The sequence below is a fragment of the Ereboglobus sp. PH5-10 genome, from assembly GCF_029504735.1.
Lineage (GTDB): Bacteria > Verrucomicrobiota > Verrucomicrobiia > Opitutales > Opitutaceae > Ereboglobus.
Map to the genome: position 1 here is coordinate 173,890 of NZ_JAQFIP010000005.1, position 18,195 is coordinate 192,084.

Genomic DNA, 18,195 nt, shown 5'->3' on the forward strand with positions numbered 1-18,195 from the left:
GATGTCATGAAGCACGCCGTGCTCGTGCAGCTCGTGCGCGGCATGCAGCGAAAGGAAAAGGGATTCCTCTACCTCGACACGCACGCCGGGCGCGGCGCGTATGACCTCGCCGCCGCCGACCACGGCGACACCCTCGAACGCAAACCCGAACACCCCGACGGCATCGGACGCCTGCTCGGCGAAAAAACCGACGCGCAAAACAACCCGTCCGGCGACGCCACACAGGAAACCGATCCGCTTCGCGAATACATCCAACTCGTCCGCGCCTTCGACCGCCGCTGTGGAAATCTCGAACCGGACGTCCTTCGTTTTTATCCCGGCTCGCCCTCGCTCGTTCGCGCCCTGATGCGTCCGCGGGATCGCATGGCGCTCTGCGAAAAACATCCCGACGAGTTTGCATCCCTGCGCGGCAAATTTCAAAGGGAGCCCCGCGTCTCCGTGCACGAAATCGACGGCTACACGGCCATCCGCGCCATGCTTCCCCCGCCCGAAAAACGCGCGCTCGTCCTGATCGACCCTCCTTTTGAAGCGCAGGATGAATACGAGGCAATCACCCGCGCCCTTCGCGAAGGCCTGCGCCGCATGCCCGCTGCGACCTTCGCCGTTTGGTATCCGCTCACCGAGCGCGCCCGCGCGGACGATTTTTTGAACCGGCTCGCCATGCTCGGCCCGCCGCCAACCTTTGCCGCCGAGCTCACAATCGCCGGCGAAACGTCGTCATTAAAAATGCGCGGTTGCGGCATGGCAGTCATAAACCCGCCGTGGCAAATCGACCAAACACTCGCGCCCATGCTCGACACGCTTTCTCAAACCCTCGCCCAATCCCCCGGCGGCAAAGCCACTCTCGACTGGATCGTGCGCGAGTAGTTTCTCCCGTTTCAAAACGCGCTTCCGAAAAAGATTTAACATTGTCCTGACGCCCTTTCTTGCGACATCACTTGGGGCGTGATTTTCGAGTCCCGTCGGACGCCCCTCCCCCACCCTGCCAAATATCAAAAGCCCTGCCACGTTTTCCATGAGCCTCCACCGCATACGCATTCTCCTTTCGATTCTCCTCATCTGCCTGTGCGCCGACCTCCCCGCGCAAACCAAAACCGTCCAGACCGCCGTGCTCACATACGACTTTCCCGGCAGATACGAAAGGCAGGCCGCGCAGGGCATGGCCATCCATGACGAGCTCGCCCTCTTGTTTAACAACGGCGGCCGCTGCCGAATCTACAACTTAAAAACAAAAAAGAAGCTCATCGAGTTCGACCTCGCGTGCGCGGCCGAAACCACCCACGCCAACAGCGCCAGCTTCGGCATTGAGCAACCGAAGGGCGCCTATTTTCCGGCGCTCTATGTTTCCGAGTGCTTCGGCGAAGGCAACCGGCGCTGCTTCGTCGAAAGCATCACCCCGCGCGGCTCGCGCATCATCCAAACATTGGAAATCAAAACCGGCGGCACCGAGGAGCGCAGCAACAACTGGATGGTCGATCGCGAAAACAAAGTCATCTACTCGATCGCCTCGTTCAGGAAAGACTCAAAGCTATACGGCCTGCTCACCAAGTGGCCGCTGCCCCCGCTCGGCAAAAAGAAAATCGTCTTCAAAAAATCCGACATCCTCGACCAGTTCACAGTCCCCTTCCCGAATGTTTACGTCCAGGACACATGCATCCGCAACGGCTACCTCTACCATGCGTTCGGCAATCGCGCCGCCGCCGAAGGATCGGACGAGCACAAGAGCCGGGAAATCCACATCATCAACCTGAAAACCAAAAAGACCGAAAAGATAATAGACATCAACGACAGCTGCCCGCTCGAGCCGGAGGGGCTCGATTTTTACGGCAACACCCTGTTTTTATTTTGCAACGGCAACGGCGGCCTCTGGCGAATCCCCGGTGTCTGAACCGCGCGCCTGCTTTTTGCAAACGATGCCAAACCCAACTTTAATCCCGCCCATAACATCCATGAAAAAATCGCTCCTCGCCTTCCGCATTCTTCCGGCCCTCGCCCTTCTGGCTTTCATTTTTTCCACCGCCGTCCAGGCCGGCATCATCGTCAATGCCGATTTCGAAAACGGCGTTCCGCCCGAAATCAAAAGCTTCCAATCCAGCGTCGAGATCGACACCACCCGGGCTCGTTCCGGAAACGCCTCCCTGCGCGTCACCAAGAAAGACAAGACGACTTGGGGCACCGCCTTTTTCAACCTCGACGGCCTCATGAACTTCCCCGACGGCTGCGAGTTCTCACTCTGGGTTTATGGCGAGCGCGGCTCCAAGATTTCCGCCTACATCTCCGCCGCTGATCCCGGAAAATCCGGCCGCTACACCGCCGTCAGCGCCATCGGCACAATCAAAAACGGCCAATGGAGCAAACTCAGGGGGAAAATCTACCCCGGCGATCTCGACCGTGGTGAGCGCGACGTGCGCCTCATCATCCGCACACATGGCACATGCTGGATTGACGACGTCAGGCTCACCTCCGGTTCCAGCACTGCCTCGCCCGCCCAAGCCTGGCCGGAAGTCGAGACCGCCATGCACAAGACCGCCAGCCGCCGCGTCACCGCAATCAAGCCCGGCGACGCCATCACGCTCGATGCGCGCAACGCCGCGCTCGTCCCCGACACCGCCCTCGCCCAAACCACACTCCCCAAGGATACCGCCGTGGCCATTCCCGCTGAGGGCATCCTCGTTTTCGCCATCGACGCCAAGGACGACATTACCCTCGCCGGCACTCTCCAGCTTGAGCCCGATGCCGACCTGCGCCCCGGTCTCCGCGCAACAGTTCTCGCCAACAACACCGTCATCGCCGCCCCCGCCGTGAAAGCCGACGCCCCGTGGCGGGATGTCCGCACCGAGGATCGCCCCGGCGCGCTTCCCGACATCACCGGCCAGCGCCCGTCCCCCGCCGTCACCCTCGCGCCCGTCCACCTCCCCAAGGGTCGCCACTATATCACCGTGGCCGGTCCGCACATCCGCCCCGGCGGCACGCTCACCCGTCTCGAACTCACCGCCAAATCCGCCGAAAAACCGCTCTACGCCTTCGGCTTTTTCTCCGACACCCACCTCGGCTACGGACGCCCCGTGTGGATGAACACCAAACTCAACACCCGCGCCGCCAGCGCGCTCGAAACCGCGCTCCGCCAGCTCAAGCAGGAAAAAGCCTCCTTCGCCATCATCGGAGGCGACATGACCGACGGCGGCAGACCCAGCCAGTATGAGGCGCTCGCCGGCGCCGTCCGTCGCGCAGGGCTCCCCGTTTACGGTTGCCTCGGCAACCACGACACTCTCGTTGACGCCCGCAAGTCCATAGCCGCCACCATCCCCGAGCTCTTTCCCAAGGGCGCCGAAAACACCGACTACGACTTCACCCGTTCTCCTGTGCGTTTCATCGTCCTCAACGGCTCCAACTGGCTCGGCAAAGGCGGCGTCATTCAATCCTACCGGGGCAATAAAGACGACCGGATCACTTATCGCGCAAACATCACCGATTGGCTTCGCAACACCCTCGCCAAGGACACCGCCACTCCCACCATCGTCGTCTCCCACTATCAGTTTTATCTCAAACGCGGCGTCTCCGACACCACCGGCTACAACCTCGGCGACGGCCCGGCGATGGACAAAAAGATCATGCCTGTCCTCGACGCCGCGCCCAACGTCGTCGCCACCCTGAACGGCCACCTGCACCACAACACTGTTTCCAACTACCACGGCATCACCACCATTCAAAACCCCGCCTTCGCCGAGTGGCCCAACGCCTACCGCGTGTGCCGCGTTTATCCCGACCGCATGGAATGGGAAGTGCGCCAGTTCTCCAATCGCGGGCTCATCCGCGAAGGCGTTGTCCACGAAAAAGCCCTCCTCTGGATGCTCTCCACCAGCGAAGGCGACCTCTCCGGCACCGTCAACTTCGCCCGCCGCCAAACGGAGCGCGACCAGCCGTGACAGATTAATGCCGGACCGCCGGCGCCGCCATTTTCAGGCCCGACAGTATTTAAAACATTGTCCTGCCCTCCCACTTTGCGGCATCACTTGACGCGCAATGCCAAGAAAATTTCGCCTCGCAGCAATCGACATCGACGGGACGCTCATCCACAATCCCTCGCTCATCATCAGCGAAGCCAATCGCAACGCCATCGCCCGCATGCAGGACGCAGGCATCGAAATCGCGCTCGCCTCCGGACGCCATCACGCATCGATGCTCCCCTTCGTCGCCCAGCTCTCCGGCCTCCGCTGGATGGTCTCGTCGCAAGGCTGCGAAGTCTCCGACATCTCCCGTCGCGAAGTGCTCGAAAAAGTCTTCATCCCCGCGTCCGTCGCGCAACAAGCCATCACTCTCGGACGCTCCCTTGGTTACGCCATCGCCGTGTATGCCAACGATGGAATCTACCGGCTCGACGCCCCGGAAAAAATCGAGGCCTACGCCGGGCTCGACGGCGGCAAAATCACTGAAATCACCGACGCCCAAGCCCTCGAAAAACCACTCCTGAAAGTCATGTGGACGGGCGACGAAAACAGCATGACCGGCATCGAAACCATACCCGAACTCGCCACGCTCGACGCCACCCACGTGCGCACGCACACCTACCTTTACGAATTCCTCCCCAGCGGCGTCACCAAGGGAACGGGCGTGGCGCGGCTTGCAGCCCACCTCGGCATCAGCGCCGACGAAACAATCGCCTTCGGCGACGCCGAAAACGACATCCCCCTCTTCCAATGGGCGGGCTTTTCCGTGGCCATGCCGAGCCGGTGGCCCGCCGCACGCGCCGCCGCCACCATCACCGCCCCCGACGGCCCGCCCGAAACCGCCTTCGCCCGCAGCGTGGAGAAGGCAGTCGATTTTTCGTGACGCCAAATCGAAGCCGCGTCGCGTCGCTCGCCGCCCATTGAACACGCCAAAAAAACCCGCGCCAAAAGTGTAGCCGAAAAGGTTACACTTTTCAGAACCGGGCGCGATTGCGGCGTGTGTCAGGATTTCTTTTTTGGCTCCCTCACATACGTCACCAGAAAAATCCCCGCGCACACGCAAACCAGCGCCACGAGGTTTTTCCACTCCAGCAATTTTTCTCCCAAAAACATGGCTGAAAGCGCCGCGCCGAAAATTGGCACCGTGAACTGGAAAATCGAAAACAGGCTCACCGGATTATGCTTCAGCAATGTCGCCATGATCGCAAACGCGGCCGACGAAAGCAGCGCCATGTAACAAAGCAACGCCGTCGATGCCGGCGTGAACCCCGTCAGCGATCCGCCCATCGCGTAACCGAGCACGATGAGCAACACGCCGCCGATGCTCAGCTGCCACGCGGTCATCACCACGCTGTCCATCCCTTGCGAAATGACCTTTCCGTAGATGCTCGACACCGCCAGCACCAGCGCGGCGATCACCAGAAAGCCCTCGCCCGTGAACGTGAAATGCAGATCGAGCAAATCGCGGCTGAAATTGACAAAAATCACACCAAGAAACCCAATCACGCACCCGGCCACCACGCGCGCGGTCAACCGCTCGGCCTTGAAGACAAAATGCGCGGCGATCACGCTGAAAAACGTCGTCGTGCCGTTCATGATCGCGCCTTTCACGCCCGTCGTGTGGGAAAGCCCGATATAAAAAAAGATATACTGCAACGTCGTCATCCCCACCCCGAGCAAGGCGAGCCGCCCGAACAAACCCGCGCCGATGTCGAATGCCTTCCGCCCCGTCGCCGCGCAAAATCCAATCAAAAACAAACCCGCCGCGAAAAAGCGGTAGCCCGCGAAAAGAAATTTTCCAGCGGTGTCATCCGGCCCGATCGAGAACAACGAATAACCGGTTTTGATCGCCGGATACGCGCTGCCCCAAAGCAGGCACGCCAGCAACGACAAGCCGCAAACCACGCGCTTGTCCGTGATCCATGCCTTGGTTTTCACGCCGAAAACCTCACGCCTTCGGCGCGGCGTCGTTTGCCGCTTTCACCGCCGCCGAAACACGCTCCAGCGCTTCGGCGACAGGAATCTTCGCAACGTCTTTTTCATGGCGCCACTTCATTTCGATCACGCCCTCCTTGAGGCCTTTTCCGCCGATCGTTATGCGCAACGGCACGCCGATCAAGTCGGCGTCCTTGAACTTCACGCCCGGACGCTCGGCGCGGTCGTCAACAAGCACATCCGCGCCCGCTTGCTCGGCGGCCTCCGCAACCTTGCGCGCCATTTCGGCGGCATCGGCGGCTTGCGGGTCGAGCAGGCAAACGAGCACTTGGAACGGCGCCACCGGCCACGGCCAGATGATGCCGTCGGCATCGTGCCCCTGTTCGATGATCGCCTGCATCGTGCGGCTAATGCCGATGCCGTAGCTGCCCATCACCATAAGGTGCTGCTGCTTTTGGTCGTCGGTGTAAACCGCGCCGTATTTTTCCGAATACTTCGTGCCGAGCTTAAAAATGTGGCCGACTTCGATGCCCCGGCGCACCTTCAGCGGCTTGCCCGAGACCGGGCACGGCTCGCCCGGACGCACGCGGCGGAAATCGCCAAACTTCGTGATCGCGAGATCGCGCGCCACGTTGACATTGCGCAAATGGAAACCGTCCTTGTTCGCCCCCGTGGTTCCGTTGCCGACGAGCTGGATCGCCCGGTCGGCAAAAACACCCGCGAGCGCGCCGGGATTTTTGATCGTGCCCTTGACCGCGCCAAGACTGCCGGGCTTCGCGCCGAGCACCGGCTCGATTTCCTCGGGCGTGGCGGGGCGGCACAACTCAAAGCCGAGCGAGCCGAGCTTCGCCTCCTCAAGCTCGTCATTGCCGCGCAAAATCACGATGAACGGTTTTCCGTCGCCGATGTAGACGAGCGTCTTGAATTGTTTGTCGGCGGCCACGTTGTAAGGCGCGGCCTCGAGCTGCGCGATGGTCGTCACGCCCGGCGTCGCGAATTCCTCAACCGTTCCGGCAGGCGCGGCCCCGGCCAGGTCCTTCGGCACAATGGCGCTGGTGGCTTTTTCACGATTGGCCGCGTAGCCGCTTTCCTCGCAGTAAATGATGTCGTCGTCGCCCACCTCGGCGGGCACCATGAACTCGTGCGAAAAACTGCCGCCCATCACGCCCGTGTCGGCCTCGACTGCAATCGCCTGCACGCCGAGCCTGCGGAAAAACGCCTCGTAGGCGGCCTTCATTGCCAGGTAGCTCCTGGTCGCGCTCTCGTCGTTCGCATCAAACGAATACGCGTCCATCATGATGAACTCGCGCGCGCGCATGAGCCCGTAGCGGGGACGGATCTCGTTGCGAAATTTCGTGGCGATTTGATAAAAGTTTTTCGGCAGGTCGCGATAGCTTGTGATCTCGGCCTTGACGATGGGCGTGATGATTTCCTCGTGCGTGGGCCCGAGCACGAACTCCGGCTCCTTGGCCGCGCCCTGTGTCGCGCTCGCGCTGTCGGCGCGGAACATGATTTCACGCGCCGCCGCCCAACGCGGGCCGTTTGTCCAGCTCTCGGCGGGATGCACATGGGGCATCCAAAGCTCGATGCCGCCGCCACGGTCGATTTCCTCGCGGCAGATTTGCGTGATCTTGTGAATGGCCCGCAGCCCGAACGGCATGTAGGTGTAAAGGCCGCCGCCCAATTTGCGCACGATGCCCGCGCGCACGAGCAGTTTGTGCGAGGGGATTTCAGCGTCGGCGGGGCTTTCCTTGAGTGTCGGGATGAAGAACTTGGACCAGTATTTCATAAAAATTAAGCCGCACAGGGAAACAGCGCCCGCGCCATGAGACAAGTGGCAAAGTGAAATTTCAGGGACGGCGCGCCTCCAAAAATTTTGCGGAGGCGCCTCACCGCCGCGAACTCATCGCCGGGCGCCGGCCCAATTGCTCAAATTTTGTTTTTTCACCGCAAAAACGCTCTTGGGCATTGCGTGCGCGGCGCCGTTCACTTTCATACCCCCGAAAATGTGATGAGCCCCGAGCCGCGACAAAACCCCGTTGACTCCAAAATCCGACGCTTGCTGGCGCGCGTCAAAATCCCGCCGTGCATCGCCGCGATTCTCGGGGTGTTTTGCGGACTGGGCCTGTTCGTCACCGTGAAATCCAACGCGCTTTCCTACATGTCCGACGATCCGGGGGCGTGCGTGAACTGCCACATCATGGGCTCGTATTACGCCAGCCACGCGCACAGTTCGCACGCGCGCGTCGCCACGTGCAACGACTGCCATGTGCCGCATCAGAACTTCGTCGCGAAATACGCATTCAAGGCGCAGGACGGGCTTTACCACGCGAGCGTTTTCACCCTGCGAGGCGAGCCGCAGGCCATGCGAATCAAGGAGGCCGGCGCCAACGTCGTCCAGGCCAACTGCGTGCGCTGCCACGGCCAGCTCAACGAAATCGTGCAGCCCTCGACGATCACCCTCGTCGGCAAGGAGCACGGCGAGGGCCACCTTTGCTGGGACTGCCATCGCGACGTCCCGCACGGCACGCGCCGCAGCATTTCCTCCGCGCCCAACGCCCTCGTCCCGTATCCCGACACGACCGGCGCCGCCGACCTCATGCCCGCGTGGTTGAAGGCGCAAACGCACCCGGAAAACATTTCTCAAAAGGACACTTCCAAAAAATAACGCCATGAAATCCAAGACTCCCATCGTCTTTCTCATCGCCCTCGCCGCCACGTTTGCGCTCGGCCTGCTCGCCTCGTCCATCATGGAGCGGCGCGCCGAGGCGCGTCATGTCAACGCCACCGTCGCCCCGCGCCCGACCTCCGGCTACGAGTCGCGCAACTCCCAATGGGCCGCCGCCTACCCGCGCCAATACGAAACGCTGCGCGACACGCGGGACATGAGCTTCACGCCCCCGCTCGTCGGCGCGCACGGCCTCGACGCGCTCCGGGAAAATCCGCGCCAGGTCATCCTCTGGGCCGGCTACGCGTTTTCGAAGGATTACAACCACCCGCGCGGCCACGCCTACGCGGTCGAGGACGTCCGCGCCACGCTCCGCACCGGCGCGCCGATGAAAGCCGGCGAGGGTCCGCAACCCGCCAGTTGCTGGGTGTGCAAGTCGCCCGACGTGCCCCGCCTCATGAGCGCGATGGGCGTGGACGAGTTTTATAAAAAACAATGGTCCGACCTCGGCGGCGAAATCACCAACCACATCGGTTGCGCCGATTGCCACGAGCCGAAAACCATGCAGCTCACCATCACGCGCCCGCACCTCGTCGCCGCCTACAAGGCCGCCACGGGCCGCGACATCACCACCGCCTCGCACCAGGAAATGCGCTCGCTCGTCTGCGCGCAGTGCCACGTCGAATATTATTTCGACAAGAAAACCGTGCCCGGCGGCCAGGTCGTCACGCTGCCGTGGAAACACGGATTCTCCATCGAGGACGCCGAAAAATATTACGACGGCATCGGGTTCACCGACTACGTGAACACCATCAGCAAAACGCCCATCCTCAAGGCGCAGCATCCCGACTACGAACTCTGGCGCATGGGCATCCACGGGCAGCGCGGCGTCTCGTGCGCCGACTGCCACATGCCCTACACCGCCGACGGCTCGCAAAAATTCTCCAGCCACCACGTGCAAAGCCCGCTCGCCGACACCAGCAAATCCTGCCAGGTCTGCCACCGGCAAAACGCCGACGAGCTCGTCAAAAACGTGACCGACCGCCAGCGCGCCATCCTCGGCATGATGGAGCGCATCGAAACCGAGCTCGTCCACGCGCACTTCGAGGCCAGGGCCGCGTGGGACGCCGGCGCGAGCGAATCCGAAATGGCGCCCATCCTTCAGCTCATCCGCCAGGCGCAATGGCGCTGGGATTACGTCGCCGCCTCGCACGGCGCCGGCTTCCACGCCCCGCTCGAATGCGCGCGCATCCTCGACGCCGGGCTCGGCCGCGCCGCGAGCGCGCGCCTGCAACTCGCCCGCGTGCTCGCCGCGCACGGCAAAAACGCGCCCGTCGCCCTGCCCGATATTTCGACAAAGGAATCCGCGCAAAAATACCTCGGCATCGACATCGCGAAAGAGCGCGCCGCCAAGGCGGAGTTCATGAAAAACGCCGTCCCCCAGTGGCTCGAAAACGCGCGCGCCAAGGGCACGCTCGACGAGGCGCCCCCGGCGCAAAACAAAACATTCTGACGTGGGGGCGCACCTCGCGTGCGCCCTCGCTCACGCCCGCGTCATGGATGCGCACGCCGACAGTCTTCCGCCCGCGAGGGCGCACGCCAGGTGCGCCCCTACATTCGCCAGCGCCTTCGCCGCCGCGCTCGGCGTCTACACCGCTGGCGTCGCCGTGCAACTCGCCGGCGGCGCGCGCGCCGTTCCCGAACCCGCGTGGCCCGCCAATATCCTCCTCCTCGCCGCGTTTGTGATTCTGCTGACCGCCGCGCACGTCTTCGCCGGAAAAACCGCGCCCGTCCGATTCCTCCGTTCCGTGCCCGTCGCCATCAGCGCCATCGCGCTCGTCCTCGCGCAAGCCGTGTTCATGGGCTCAATACGCCAGTCGCCGGGCGCGGGACTTTTCGGCGACATCCTGCATAGCTGGCCGTTCGCGCTGACGATGCTGTATTTCCTCACCAACCTCGGGCTCGCCACACTCGGCCGCGTTTATCCCTTTCGCGCCGGAAACATCGGCTTCCTGCTCAACCACCTCGGCCTCTGGATCGCGCTCGCCGCGGGGCTGCTCGGCTCGGGCGACCTCGCGCGCCTGCGCATGCAACTCACGCCAGGCCACCCCGAGTGGCGCGCGCTCGATTCCTCGCACGGCGACCACGCGCACGTCGTCGAAATGCCCTTCGCGTTTGAACTGAAACAATTCGAGATGGACGTTTTCTCCGCAAAAATCGCCCTGCTCGACACCGCCACAAACAAGCTCGCATCTCCCGTGGAAATCCCCGCGCCCGGCGTCACGTTCACGCTCGGCGACTGGAACGTCACGATTGAGCAAAATCTTCCTGAGGCCTCATATTTTGCCGACGCCTACCACGCCATGCCCGGCGAAACCGGCACCGTGCCCGCCGCGCGCGTCTCCGCAAAACATCTTTACTCAAAAGAACAGATTAAACGCGGCTGGATCAGTTGCGGCAATTTCGCCAATCCGCCCGCGATCCTCGAACTCGGCGAAGGCCTCGCGCTCGCCATGCCCGAGCCCGAGGCGAAACGCTACGCCTCGCGCGTCGAGGTTTTCACCGACGAGCAGGAACGCTTTTCCGCAACCGTCGAGGTCAACAAACCGCTCTCGTTGCGCGGCTGGAAAATCTACCAGCTCAGCTACGACGAGCGCCGCGGACGCTGGTCGCAAATCAGCATCGTCGAGCTTGTCCGCGACCCGTGGCTGCCCGCCGTTTACACCGGCGTCTTCATGATGATGGCGGGCGCGATTTTCACGATGGCGCGCATGAGAAAGGCAAACGCATGAACGCCGCGCTTTCCGCCTCGCCCTGGCTCCAGTTTCCGCTTTTTGCGGGCGCCGCGCTCGCGTGCTGGGCGCTCGCGATCGCGCTGCAACTCATCCCCGCCACGCGCAACCGCGCGCCGCTCCAATCCGCGCTCGCCGCGCTCGGCGCGTGCGCGCTCCTTGCCTTCGCCGGCGCGCTCTGGCACGCGCTCGAACGCCCGCCGATGCGCACGCTCGGCGAGACGCGCCTCTGGTATGCGATCTTCACGCCGCTCATCGGCGCGTGCGCGCACGCCGCGTTTCGCCAGCGCTGGCTGCTCGCGTATTCGCTCGGCATGGGCGCGCTCTTTGTCGTCATCAACCTGCTGCGTCCGGAAACCCACAACAAGGCGCTCATGCCCGCGCTGCAAAGCATCTGGTTCGTGCCGCACGTGCTTGTTTATATTTTTGCCTACGCAATCTTCGCCGCCTCCTCGGCCGTCGCCGTGCGCGGATTGTGGCTGGCCTATCGAACACCCGCCCGCGACACCGGCGTCGCGCTCGCGAGCCGGCTTGTTTATCTCGGTTTCGGATTCCTCACGCTCGGCCTCCTCTTCGGCGCGCTCTGGGCGAAGGAGGCGTGGGGACACTACTGGACGTGGGACCCGAAGGAAACCTGGGCGCTGCTCACCTGGCTCGGTTACCTCGCCTACATGCACATCCGCTATCGCCATCCCGAGGCGGTGCGCTCCGCGCTTTGGGTGCTCGCGCTGTCATTCGTGCTGCTGCTCATCTGCTGGTTCGGCGTCAACTACCTCCCCTCCGCCGCGCAAAGCGTGCACACTTACACTCGATAAAAAAAACGCGGGGACGCCGCAAACGACGACCCCGCGTGCTTTGCGCGATATCAATTATTAAAGATTTGCCGCCGGCAGTTTCAGAAAATCAACAATCCACGCGTTCACCGCGTCGGTGGCCTCGGGGATGATCGGGTGGCCCGCGATCAACGCCAGGTCGAGCACCTTCGGAGCCTTGATCTGGTTGTAGGCCGCGTGCATCGACGTGGGCGGGCAGGTCTCGTCGTTGTAACCCCAATAATAATGGCCCGGCGCCTTGATGCGCTTGGCGAAATTCACCGCGTCGTAATAACTCGTCGTCTCGATCTTGAGCGGATTTTCGGCGTGGAAGTTTTTGCCCGTTTCCGAGTCCGGCCTGAACATGTGCGGCCAGCCGCCGGCGCGTCCGTGCAGGTAACCGGTCACGTCGCAATACGCGGGGAATTGCGCGGCGCAGCCCGTCACGCGCGGATCGAGCCCCGACGTCACGATCGTGAGTTGTCCGCCTTGCGAGCCGCCCGTCACGACGAGGTCCTTGCCGTTCCAGTTGGGCAGCGATGTCAGGTAGTCGTTCGCGCGCACGCAGCTCAGGTAAACACGGCGGTAATAATACGCGTTCTTGTCGTCCAGGTTATACAGATGATAACCGCGAAGCGTGCTGCTGCGCATCTGGTCGTAGGCTTCCGGAATCAGGTTCACGGGAAAGCCGTGGATGCCCACGTTGAGCGTGATCGCGCCGCGCTCGGCGAGGCTCGTGTTCACCGGCACGTAGGGCCGCACGCCCGCGCCCGGCACGCGCAAAATCGCGGGATATTTGCCCGGCGCCTTCGGCTCGCAAAGAATCCCGTAGAAGCGGCTCTGGTAACGCCCGCCCGCCGAGCCCACCGTGCGAAAACTCACATGGTAAACATTCACCGTCGAGGTGCAGTATTCCGGCAGCAGCGTGCGCTTCGCATCGAGCGGAATCTTTGCGAGCTCGGCCTTGCCCTCGTTCCAAAACGCGTCGAAGTCCTCCGGCTCGGTCTGGGTCGGCTTGATTTTTTCCGGCTCAAACCCCGCCGTCGCCAAACCGCGGTAGTTTTTCCCGCCCACGTTTGCCGTCACCACGCAACGCAAAAAGCCCGGCGTCCTCATCGTGCCGCCGTCGATCACGAGGCCGCTCGCGGGCACGACCGCCGTCACCGCCTCGGCGGGCATCATGTCGGGAGCCACGCGATACGCGACGCGCACGCCCTCCAGCAGCTCGTTGTCAGCCATCACCCTCACGGTGAATTTCACCTTCTCGCCGACCTTGTAGGACCAATCCTGATGATCGGGCGAAACGATAATCTGCACGCTCGCCACGCGCTTCTGCGCCACGGCGGGCACCGGCGCGATCGCATTCGTGTCCGGCGCGGGGAGCGCGCGCGTCTCGCGTGCGGACAACGCCGTCCCCGACGTTGCCAAAATCAGCGCCGCGCAAGAACCAATAAAACGGGTAAACCTATTTTTAGTAAGCATAGTGCCGCCCCTTTTAGCCGTGAGCGCCGTGGAAACAAGCGCGTAAAAATTCGTCCCGTAAAATCTCCAAGAAATAAGTCTCGGCAAACCCCGCGCGATTTGGGATGCCTTGCGCGTCGTCAGTTTTACAAATTTAGCAAACGACCCAGCCAATTTCACTCCGCACCCGTCACTCTTCACACTTTTCACACACATGGCCCTCTGGGAATACAAAGTCATCACAAGCGGCATCCACGGATTCGCCACGCCCGCGCTCCTCGAAACCTATCTCAACAACCTCGGCAAGGACGAATGGGAAATCGTCAACTACCAGCCCTCGCCGACCAACTCGCTCGCCTTCACCGGCCTCGTCCGCCGCCCCACGCAACGCGACTGGACACCGCCCGCCGCGCTCGTCCCGGTCACGCCGCCCGCCCCCGCTCCGGAAAAAACCGCCTCCCCCGCCGACGTAACGCAGACTGCCAAGTCTGCCCCAACCGCCCCCGCCGCCGAGGCGTCGCAAGCGACGCCCGACACGCCTCCTGCAACCGACGCGGCGACCGACACCGCGCCTACTCCCGCCGCCACCCTCCGCCCCGTCCGCGACACCGAGCGCGACCACGACCCCGAGGCCCTCGCCGAGGATGACGCCGCCGACACGGACGACGAATGGGACGACCTCGACTTCGACGACGACCTCCCGACCTTCTTCGACGCGCTCAAGCCCCACATGCGCAACAACCAAAAAGGCCCCGGCCAGTCCGTCGCAGTCGATTACCTCGTCAAACGCTGGCAACTCCCCGAGCGCGACATCGTAGGCGCGCTCAAGGAATGCGGACTCACCATCCCCGAGACCGAGGACGCCGAGCCCGAGTATTTCGAATTCGAGGACGACCTCTACTGGGTGAACCGCAACAACCGCGGACAACTCTTCATCAACACCCGCGAAAAACCGCAGCCCAAGTTCCGCACCGTCCCCGCCACCCCGCTCTCGCCCGACGATCCCGCCTACGCGGAACTCGCCGCCGAGCGCGCCGAGGAAAAAGCCCGCGTCGAAAAACGAAACGCCGAGCGCGCCGCCCGCGCCGAGGAAGCCGCCAAACGCCGCGCCGAACGGCAGGAAGCATCCGCAAAAGCAGCCTCCTCGGATGAAACCGCCCCTGACGACGAGGGGACCGCACGCGTCTCGCGTGCTGACAGCGTCGTCCCCGACGCCGCCCAAACCATCCTCGACCGCATCCGCCCAAAAATGCGCCGCAACCGTCACGGCCCTGGCATCTCCGGCAGCGTCGGCTTCCTGGCTCGCGCGCTCGAAACCACCGACGAGGAACTCACCGCCGCGCTCACCGGCCTCGGCCTCCAAGTCCCCGCCACGCCCAACGAAAAACCCACCTTCGTCGAAATCGGCGCCTCGCTCTACTGGCTCAACAAGGACAACCGCGGCAACATCTGGATCAACGCCCGCGACAACAAAAACGGCGCCAAAAAAACCACCCCTCCCGCCGACGCCGACGGTGCGCAAACTGCCAAGTCCGCCTCAACTGATCCCGTAGGGGCGTCGCGTGCGACGCCCGACGCGCCCCCCCCCGCACCGGACGCACCGACTGACGAAGACGTCGCAAGCGACGCCCCCACACTCGCCCCCGACGAGGGGACCGCACGCGTCCCGCGTGCCGACAGCGTCGTCCCCGACGAAGGGACCGCACGCGTCCCGCGTGCCGACAGCGTCGTCCCCGACGAGGGGACCGCACGCGTCCCGCGCGCCGACAGCGTCGTCCCCGGCGAGGGGACCGCACGCGTCCCGCGTGCCGACAGCGTCGTCCCCGACGCTGCCCCCATTCCGCATTCGCCCCTCGACGCGGTCCGCCCGCTGCTCAAACCCAACAAACGCGGCAGCGGCGTATCCGGCGAAGTCGGCTACCTGGCGCGCGCGCTAGACCAGGGCGAAACCGAGTTTGTCGCCGGGCTGACCGACGCCGGGCTGGTCGTGCCGCCCGACGCCGACACGAAGCCCACCTTTGTCGAGCACAACGGCGAAATATTCTGGTTCGGCCTCTTTGAAAAAGCCGGCGAAACCTCGGTCTGGCTCAACGCCAAACCCGCCAAGGCAAAACGCAAAACCGCCGGAGCCCCCCGCGCCCGCAAACCCAAGGCCAAAGCCAAGCCGGACGCCGACCAACCCGCCGAGTGAGAATGCAATCACCGCAAATTCGAAAAAACGCCCCCGTAGGGGCGCACCTTGCGTGCGCCCTCGCTTGCGAAGCTCTGTTTGCATGTGCATCCCCAAAACGGGCGCAACCAAGGGCGCACGCGAGGTGCGCCCCTACAACCTGAAACCGTCATGCGCATAAGCGGAGGCAAAGCACGAGGAATCCCGCTCACCGTCCCCAAAGGCGACGCCGTCCGGCCCGCGACCGACGGACTCCGCCAATCCGTTTTCTCCAGCATCGCCTCGCGCATTCCCGGCGCGCATTTCCTCGACCTCTGCGCCGGCAGCGGCTCCTACGGACTCGAAGCCATCAGCCGCGGCGCGGCGAGCGGTTGCTTTGTCGAAAAAAACGCAAAAGCCGCGTCCTGCCTCCGCGCCAACATTGCCGCCGTCTGTAAAAGCGCCGCGCACGACCCGCGCGCGCTCCACGTCTCCCAATGCGACCTCGCCGCCTGGGCGCCCCCCGCCGGCACGCCCCCGCCCGAACTCGTCTTCATCGACCCGCCCTACGAAATAATAGGCAACCTCGCCCCCGTCTTCTTTGCCAAAACCGCCGAATGGCTCGCCGCGAGCATCGACCCCGTGATCGTCTTCGAAATGCCCGGCGAACTCACGCTCACCACGCCTCCCGCTTGGACCCTCGCCAAACGCCTCGGCGGCAAAAGCCCCCGCCAACCCACCGTCTGCTTCTACCTGCGCACAAAGTAGAGCGAGCCGGGAAGAAGTATATTCACCACGGAGAACACGGAGGATCACGGAGTCCGGAGGAAGAAGAAAAAGAATCCAGAACACAGGAGTCAGCGCATCAGTCATTCTGATCAACTGGCACTCTCGTTCTCTGGCTTTCTGGCCCTCTGATCTTCTGATCTCCGTGCCTCTCCGTGTCCTCCGTGGTTAATAATCTTCTGATCCCCTCGCGACCGCACCCCGGGCCTTTTTGCACTTGAGGCTCAAGCCCCCACACGGCCTTCTTCACCCGTGGCCAAAAAACGCTTCAACGACCATCCCTTTCCCTATCACGCGGAAATCGAACTCGAAATCCACACGCTGACCAACCGCGGCGTCGGACTCGGACGCGTCGCGCTGCCAGCCGAGGACTCCCCCACCCCGCCCGACGCGGCCGCGCCGGCATCCTCCGGATGGGTCGTGATGGTTCCCTTTGCCCTGCCCGGCGAACGCGTTCGCGCGCGCGTCTTTCGCAACCACAAAAACTACTCCGAGGCCGATCTCCTCGAAGTCCTCACCCAGTCCCCGCACCGCATCACGCCCCGCTGCCCCCTCTTCGGACGCTGCGGCGGATGCCAGTATCAGAATTTTGAATACAGCGAGCAGCTCGCATGGAAACGCCGCCAAGTCGAGGAACTGCTCCGGCACATGGCCGGCATCGAGTTCCCCGTCTCGCCGGTCATCGCCTCCCCGCAACAATACGGCTACCGCTCCAAAATCACGCCTCACTTCAATAATCCGTTGACGCGGGGAGCGCACGCGTCCCGCGTGCTGACAGCGTCGTCCCCGACGCTGCCCCAAGATTCTGGATTTCCCATCGGCTTTCTCCGCCAGGGCACGCGCCACGAACTGCTCGACGTCCCGCGCTGCGACATCGCAACCGACGCCATCAACGCCCGCCTCCCCGAGCTCCGCGCCGACATCCGCGCCCGCGCCGCCGCGGGTGAGTTCAAGCGCGGAGCCACGCTTCTCCTCCGCGACGCCGGCGGCGAAGTCACCACCGATTACGACCGCATCATCAACGAGCGCGTCGGCGACATCACGCTGCACTTTCTCGCGCGCGATTTTTTCCAGAACAACCCGTTCATTCTTTCCGCGTTCACCGGCTACGTCCGCGAGCAGGCGGCGGCCTCGGGCGCGCGCCATCTCGTCGACGCGTATTGCGGCAGCGGGCTCTTCGCGCTCACCGCCGCGCGCGCGTTTGAACGCGTCACCGGCATCGAGATCAGTGAAAGCTCCGTTCAATTCGCCAGGGAAAACGCCGCGGCCAACAACATCGCCAACGCCACCTTCCGGGCGGGCGACGCCTCGGCGATTTTTGCCGGACTCGATTTTCCGCCGGGCGACACCGTTGTGATCATCGACCCGCCGCGCAAAGGCTGCGACGAGAACTTCCTCTCGCAACTCTTCGCCTACGCGCCGCGCGCGGTGGTTTACGTGAGCTGCGACCCCGCCACGCAAATGCGCGACCTCGCCCACTTCACCGCCCGCGGCTACAAACTCACCGCCGTCCAGCCCTTCGACCTCTTCCCCCAAACGCGCCACCTGGAATGCGTGATCACGCTGCAAGCGCCATAGAGGACGGAGTGACACGATAAGAGCAATCCGCCGCGAGGAGAATTCCCGCCCCGCAAAGATTTTCCTT

14 protein-coding genes are annotated in these 18,195 nt (G+C 63.4%); 11 read left to right on the plus strand and 3 right to left on the minus strand.

The features are described 5' to 3' along the window. The first annotated feature begins 6 nt into the window (after positions 1-6). From rlmJ to M2447_RS06190, 4 genes are all read left to right on the plus strand, one after another. Complete coding sequence (rlmJ, locus tag M2447_RS06175; RefSeq protein WP_277557845.1) at positions 7-867, plus strand: 23S rRNA (adenine(2030)-N(6))-methyltransferase RlmJ; 861 nt, start codon at positions 7-9, stop codon at positions 865-867. Positions 868-1,015: 148 nt separating this feature from the next. Further along, on the plus strand, positions 1,016-1,888 hold the full coding sequence (locus tag M2447_RS06180) for a hypothetical protein (protein WP_277557846.1): 873 nt from the start codon (positions 1,016-1,018) through the stop codon (positions 1,886-1,888). Positions 1,889-1,949: 61 nt separating this feature from the next. Next, positions 1,950-3,926 carry a metallophosphoesterase gene (locus M2447_RS06185; protein ID WP_277557847.1) on the plus strand — a complete coding sequence of 659 codons (1,977 nt, stop codon included), beginning with the start codon at positions 1,950-1,952 and terminating at the stop codon, positions 3,924-3,926. A gap of 97 nt (positions 3,927-4,023) precedes the next feature. Next, a complete protein-coding gene (locus M2447_RS06190; RefSeq protein ID WP_277557848.1) occupies positions 4,024-4,830 on the plus strand; it encodes a Cof-type HAD-IIB family hydrolase in 807 nt (268 codons plus the stop codon). A gap of 119 nt (positions 4,831-4,949) precedes the next feature. Here the strand turns inward: M2447_RS06190 and M2447_RS06195 are convergent, their stop codons facing one another. After that, complete coding sequence (locus M2447_RS06195; RefSeq protein ID WP_277557849.1) at positions 4,950-5,885, minus strand: DMT family transporter; 936 nt, start codon at positions 5,883-5,885, stop codon at positions 4,950-4,952. 10 nt (positions 5,886-5,895) lie between these two features. Continuing rightward, positions 5,896-7,671 carry a proline--tRNA ligase gene (locus M2447_RS06200; protein WP_277557850.1) on the minus strand — a complete coding sequence of 592 codons (1,776 nt, stop codon included), beginning with the start codon at positions 7,669-7,671 and terminating at the stop codon, positions 5,896-5,898. A 222-nt stretch (positions 7,672-7,893) separates the two neighbouring features. Between M2447_RS06200 and nrfH the strand changes: the two genes are divergently transcribed. Genes nrfH through ccsA form a run of 4 tightly spaced genes read left to right on the plus strand, consistent with a single transcriptional unit; the run spans position 7,894 to position 12,157 of the window. Then, complete coding sequence (nrfH, locus tag M2447_RS06205; protein WP_277508876.1) at positions 7,894-8,550, plus strand: cytochrome c nitrite reductase small subunit; 657 nt, start codon at positions 7,894-7,896, stop codon at positions 8,548-8,550. A gap of 4 nt (positions 8,551-8,554) precedes the next feature. Beyond that, positions 8,555-10,063 (plus strand): ammonia-forming cytochrome c nitrite reductase, encoded by a 1,509-nt coding sequence (gene nrfA, locus M2447_RS06210; protein WP_277557851.1) that lies wholly within the window; start codon positions 8,555-8,557, stop codon positions 10,061-10,063. Position 10,064: 1 nt separating this feature from the next. Next, positions 10,065-11,342, plus strand: a complete 1,278-nt coding sequence (locus M2447_RS06215) for a cytochrome c biogenesis protein ResB (RefSeq protein ID WP_277557852.1) — start codon at positions 10,065-10,067, stop codon at positions 11,340-11,342. Then, positions 11,339-12,157, plus strand: a complete 819-nt coding sequence (gene ccsA / locus M2447_RS06220; RefSeq protein WP_277557853.1) for a cytochrome c biogenesis protein CcsA — start codon at positions 11,339-11,341, stop codon at positions 12,155-12,157. Before M2447_RS06215 ends, ccsA begins: the two co-directional genes overlap by 4 nt. A gap of 57 nt (positions 12,158-12,214) precedes the next feature. Here ccsA and M2447_RS06225 read toward each other — a convergent pair whose 3' ends face one another. Next, a complete protein-coding gene (locus M2447_RS06225; protein ID WP_277557854.1) occupies positions 12,215-13,561 on the minus strand; it encodes an acetylxylan esterase in 1,347 nt (448 codons plus the stop codon). Between the two features lie 268 nt (positions 13,562-13,829). On the opposite strand from M2447_RS06225, the gene M2447_RS06230 reads away from it, so the two are divergent. The 3 genes from M2447_RS06230 (at position 13,830) to M2447_RS06240 (ending at position 18,128) form a co-directional block, all read left to right on the plus strand. After that, positions 13,830-15,806, plus strand: a complete 1,977-nt coding sequence (locus M2447_RS06230) for a hypothetical protein (RefSeq protein WP_277557855.1) — start codon at positions 13,830-13,832, stop codon at positions 15,804-15,806. Positions 15,807-15,956: 150 nt separating this feature from the next. Then, entirely contained in the window at positions 15,957-16,532 is a 576-nt protein-coding gene (locus M2447_RS06235) for an RsmD family RNA methyltransferase (protein WP_277557856.1), read from the plus strand. A 270-nt stretch (positions 16,533-16,802) separates the two neighbouring features. Next, a complete protein-coding gene (locus M2447_RS06240; RefSeq protein WP_277557857.1) occupies positions 16,803-18,128 on the plus strand; it encodes a class I SAM-dependent RNA methyltransferase in 1,326 nt (441 codons plus the stop codon). Positions 18,129-18,195: the final 67 nt, after the last annotated feature.